At 41.9% G+C, this 4,893-nt stretch carries 3 protein-coding genes and 3 pseudogenes; 4 read left to right on the top strand and 2 right to left on the bottom strand.

All coding sequences use genetic code 11. The annotated features are described in order from the left end of the window. Positions 1-92: 92 nt before the first annotated feature. Positions 93-245, bottom strand: a pseudogene (locus tag BFF42_RS27680) (hypothetical protein); the annotation flags it as partial. A gap of 482 nt (positions 246-727) precedes the next feature. Here BFF42_RS27680 and BFF42_RS11120 point away from each other — a divergent pair. The 4 genes and pseudogenes from BFF42_RS11120 to lpxM all read left to right on the top strand — a co-directional run bounded on the left by BFF42_RS11120 (position 728) and on the right by lpxM (position 4,624). Then, the gene (locus BFF42_RS11120) at positions 728-1,570 is read left to right on the top strand and encodes a polysaccharide deacetylase family protein (RefSeq protein WP_000931198.1); all 843 of its coding nucleotides are present in this window, start codon (positions 728-730) and stop codon (positions 1,568-1,570) included. A 2-nt stretch (positions 1,571-1,572) separates the two neighbouring features. Then, positions 1,573-2,661 carry a putative hexosyltransferase CapU gene (gene capU / locus BFF42_RS11115; RefSeq protein WP_005027207.1) on the top strand — a complete coding sequence of 363 codons (1,089 nt, stop codon included), beginning with the start codon at positions 1,573-1,575 and terminating at the stop codon, positions 2,659-2,661. Positions 2,662-2,665: 4 nt separating this feature from the next. Then, positions 2,666-3,615 (top strand): annotated as a pseudogene (gene virK, locus BFF42_RS11110) (virulence factor VirK). A 64-nt stretch (positions 3,616-3,679) separates the two neighbouring features. Further along, positions 3,680-4,624 carry a lauroyl-Kdo(2)-lipid IV(A) myristoyltransferase gene (lpxM, locus tag BFF42_RS11105; RefSeq protein WP_012421740.1) on the top strand — a complete coding sequence of 315 codons (945 nt, stop codon included), beginning with the start codon at positions 3,680-3,682 and terminating at the stop codon, positions 4,622-4,624. A gap of 154 nt (positions 4,625-4,778) precedes the next feature. Here the strand turns inward: lpxM and BFF42_RS11100 are convergent. After that, positions 4,779-4,893, bottom strand: a pseudogene (locus tag BFF42_RS11100) (IS630 family transposase); the annotation flags it as partial.

The following is a 4,893-nucleotide window of genomic DNA, read 5'->3' as shown; positions in this document are numbered from 1 at the left end:
GTAGCGGAGCAGGAAGGACATCTGATGGAAATGGAAGCCACGCAAGCACCTTAAAATCACCATCATACACTAAATCAGTAAGTTGGCAGCATTACCAAGTTATCGGTGGCAATAGCCTGTGCAAATTTTTTATAACCCGGGATCGTGTCAGGATTCAGAGTATGATAAAGACAGATTTTCATGGCTGCCGGTTTCCGTCGTGCAAAAAACATGCTGATTTTACGAAGGAATGCCTTACTGAACAACCTTGCCCGGAATCCCCCCCGAAATCAGATGGAACAATCAGAAAAATGCTCTGCAGTTATGGAATAAAGAAGGTGGGGTGGTACGCCGGGAGGGCGATCCGCTGGAAATGGCGCAGTAGCTGCAGGCCTGTCATGATGCCGGAATAGAAGTTCGTGTACAGGTTAATGAAAGCGTCACCCCGTAAATAAACTCTGCGCTGAAATTCCTTTTTTTCATTGGAGCACCTGTGTTGTTCTGAGGTGAACATATCACCTCTGTTCAGGTAGCCAAATTCAGTGTGCCACCTCAAGGTTCTTAGTGAGTCGTTTTTAAAAGATATGATAATATATCATTGTTTATGAATTGTTGATGTTTAATTTAGTAAAATATATCAAGTATGCCATGGGTTTGCTATGTTATTCATCCAGTATCTGGAAATAAAATGCACCAGCTTTATTGGGTTTTCCTTTTGTCTCTGCTTACTAGGTGCCAGAAACTTTAAATGTTAAACGAAGGGGGCATTTTGTTCAAAGCCAATCATGTTCCGGTATTAATGTATCATCATGTCAGTCATTGCCCCGGACTGGTTACACTTTCTCCCGTGACATTCCGGAAGCAAATGAAATGGTTGGCTGAAAACAACTGGAAAACACTGTCATCAGATGAACTGGAGTTTTTTTATCGGGGCGGAAAACTCCCCCGGAAAAGCGTTATGTTGACATTTGATGATGGATACCTTGACAACTGGTTTCAGGTATATCCTTTATTAAAAGAGTTTAATCTCAAAGCACATATTTTTTTAATTACCGGTTTTATTGGGAATGGTCCGGTTCGTCACTCTCCTGGAAAGGAATATTCTCATCGCGATTGCGAACATCAAATAGCGACAGGGAATGCTGATAATGTTATGCTTCGCTGGTCTGAAGTAAACGAAATGTTGCAATCTGGTCTGGTCGAATTTCATGTTCATACGCATACTCATACACGCTGGGATAAAAAGTTCAGTTCACGAGAAGAACAGTGTAAACATCTTCGGCAGGACTTGTTGAGCGGGAGAGAATATTTGAAAGAAATGACAGGAAAATGCAGTAAACATTTGTGTTGGCCGGAAGGTTATTATAACAAGGATTATATTCAGGTCGCTGAAGAACTTGGATTCTATTATTTATATACAACAGAAAGAAGAATGAATGCTCCTGCTAAAGGAACTACACGGATAGGAAGAATAAGCACCAAAGAACGGGAAAGTTGCGCATGGCTGAAAAGACGACTTTTTTATTATACAACACCGTTTTTTTCATCGTTGCTGGCCTTTCATAAGGGGCCAAGATTACCGGATGATTAATAATGAATATACTATTTACGGAATCATCACCGAATATAGGTGGTCAGGAATTACAGGCTGTTGCTCAAATGAAGGCCCTGAAGAAAATGGGGCATTCAGTTCTGCTTGTCTGCAGGGAAAACAGCAAAATTGCTTTTGAAGCCAGTAAATTGGGAATTGATATCACATTCGCGTTATTTCGAAACAGTCTTCACATCCCTACTGCATGGAGATTACTCGGAATAGTTCATGGTTTTCAGCCCAATGCAATCGTTTGTCACAGTGGGCATGATAGCAATATTGTTGGTTTAGTACGGTTATTCACTTGGAAACATCCATTCAGAATTATCAGGCAAAAGACATATTTGACACGAAAAACAAAAGTTTTTTCAATAAATCATTTTTGCGATGAGGTGATTGTTCCCGGAACAAGTATGAAGACACATCTGGAGCAGGAAGGATGTCGAACCCGGGTTACTGTTGTGCCTCCAGGCTTTGATTTCCAGAAATTATACGTTGATTCCCGAAACAGTTTGCCTCCAAATGTTCTTTCTTGGCTGGCGTCCCGAAGGGGATGCCCCGTTATTGCTCAGGTAGGAATGTTGCGCCCGGAAAAAGGGCACGAATTTATGTTGAATTTACTGTTCCATTTAAAAATGAATGGACGACAGTTCTGTTGGTTGATTGTGGGGTCTGGTTCGCCTGAACTGCGGGAGCATTTACAGTATCAGATTGACAGTATGGGCATGCATGATGATGTTTTTATTGCTGACAATGTTTTTCCTGCCGCCCCCGTATATCGGGTTGCCAGTCTGGTGGTTCTGCCTTCAGAAAACGAATCGTTTGGTATGGTACTGGCAGAAGCATCGGCATTTTCTGTGCCTGTACTGGCCAGTCAGATTGGTGGAATCCCTGATGTTATTCAGAACAACCAGACCGGGACATTGTTACCAGCAGGTAATAAGCACGCATGGATGTGCGCCCTGAATGATTTTTTTAATGACCCTGGGCGTTTTTATCAGATGGCTCGCCAGGCAAAACAGGATATAGAAGAGCGGTTTGATATTAATAAAACTGCGTTAAAAATACTCACATTAGCGAAGCACAAGTAACAATATGTTTTCTGTAAGTAACTTATCATTTATCGGTTTCCTTAAAAGGATTGTTTTTTCCTCAGATTCACTCCCGGGGAAGTGGGAACACAGAAAATTCCGGTTCATGTACATTTTGCGATGTGCTATAAATCCGGTTGTCAGTATTCGATATTATTACGAACTGCGTTCCTTGCCGTGCATTGAGGATATTCTGGCAATACACCCCACGTTGCCAGCAAGAATTCATCGCCCTTATTTGCATAAAGGGGGCGCGCCTGGACCCGTGGACAATATATTCTTGAGCATTATCGCTTTGTGCAAAATTTGCCAGAAAAATATTCTAAATTTTTGTTTCCACAAAAATCGGTATCATTAGTCCAATTCATCGGGAAAGATGGAGAGAATTTTGATATCCAGTGTTCTCCCAGTGGTTTTGACCGGGAAGGAGAGTTGATGTTGTCATTGTTTTACAATAAAACAGTTATTACCCGGTTAACATTTTCAGTCATTCTGACTCAAAATGGACACATTGCTTTTATTGGCGGATTACAGGGAGCCCCTAAAAATACCGGACCTGATGTTATTCGGTGCGCAACCCGGGCCTGTTATGGGATTTTCCCAAAACGGATTATTTTTGAAGCATTTTGTGCGTTGATGAAAGCTTGCAATATCTCTGAGTGTCTGGCAGTCAGTGAGCACAGTCATGTTTTCCGGCAATTGAGATACTGGTATCAGAAACGCAAAACCTTTGTTGCGGTCTATAGTGATTTCTGGGAGTCTGTAGCAGGAAAAACCTGTGGTGACTGGTACAGATTACCAACCCAGGTGATTCGAAAGCCGCTAAGCGATATAGCCAGTAAAAAACGCTCTGAGTACCGAAAACGATACGCTTTGCTGGATTATATCCATGAAACTACTATCCGCTCTTTGGATGCATATCCTGTACACTCAGAACATCAGGATTTAAATTAAGGTTTGATGTATTCTCTGAATAAAACAGTAATGATAATTTTGGTAGAGGCATTCGCACTAAATAATGAAAAAATATAAATCTGAGTTTATTCCTGAATTTAAGAAAAATTATCTTTCCCCTGTTTACTGGTCTACATGGTTCCTTTTGGGAATGATTGCAGGTATTTCAATGTTTCCCCCTTCATTCAGAGATCCTGTCTTGGCAAAAATAGGGCGTTGGGCGGGCAGATTGAGCAAAAAAGCTCGTCGCAGGGCGACGATTAATTTATCGCTTTGTTTCCCAGAAAAGAGTGATACAGAACGGGAAATAATTGTCGACAAAATGTTTGCCACAGCATTGCAATCCATAGTGATGATGGCAGAACTGGCAATTCGTGGTCCGGAAAAGTTCCAGAAACGAGTGTTCTGGAAAGGCCTCGAAATTCTTGAGGAAATTCGATACAATAACAAAAATGTGATTTTTCTGGTTCCCCATGGCTGGAGCGTGGATATTCCTGCAATGTTGCTGGCAGCTCAGGGGGAAAAAATGGCCGCCATGTTTCATCAGCAACGAAATCCAGTGATTGATTATGTCTGGAATTCTGTACGGCGTAAATTCGGGGGGCGCTTACATTCCCGGGAGGATGGGATAAAACCATTTATTCAGTCAGTACGCCAGGGATACTGGGGGTATTACCTTCCAGATCAGGATCATGGTCCTGAATACAGTGAATTTGCTGATTTTTTTGCGACCTATAAAGCGACATTACCAATTATTGGACGTCTGATGAACATCAGTCAGGCTATGATTATACCGCTTTTCCCGGTTTATGATGAAAAAAAACATTTCCTGACTATTGAAGTTCGGCCACCAATGGATGCATGCATTGCCAGCGCGGACAATAAAATGATTGCCCGACAAATGAACAAAACAGTGGAAATTTTGGTGGGGTCACATCCGGAACAGTATATCTGGGTTTTAAAATTGTTAAAAACGCGCAAATCAAACGAAGCGGACCCGTACCCTTGAAATTATAAAGTACAGGTATTTCCACTAGTTGTTTCTTACAGGTTACCAATCGAAACACAATCCCCCTTCCGTGTGTTGCCCGTTTGGCACGGAGGACTGTGTAGATGCAGTTCGTTAAATTTAATTTATGCCTAAATAGCTGCGCTTAATACCGCTACACTTTTGCCAGTCCATGTTTGCCTCCGGGGAATGGGCTGACGGTTTCCATAAAATGGCGAACTTTTTTCAACAGTTGCCACATTGAGCGGCACTGATGATTACGCGTTATT

The organism is Shigella sp. FC1661, assembly GCF_001712525.1.
In the GTDB taxonomy this organism is placed as follows: Bacteria; Pseudomonadota; Gammaproteobacteria; order Enterobacterales; family Enterobacteriaceae; genus Escherichia; species Escherichia coli.
This window is presented reverse-complemented; position numbering and strand designations above follow the sequence as displayed.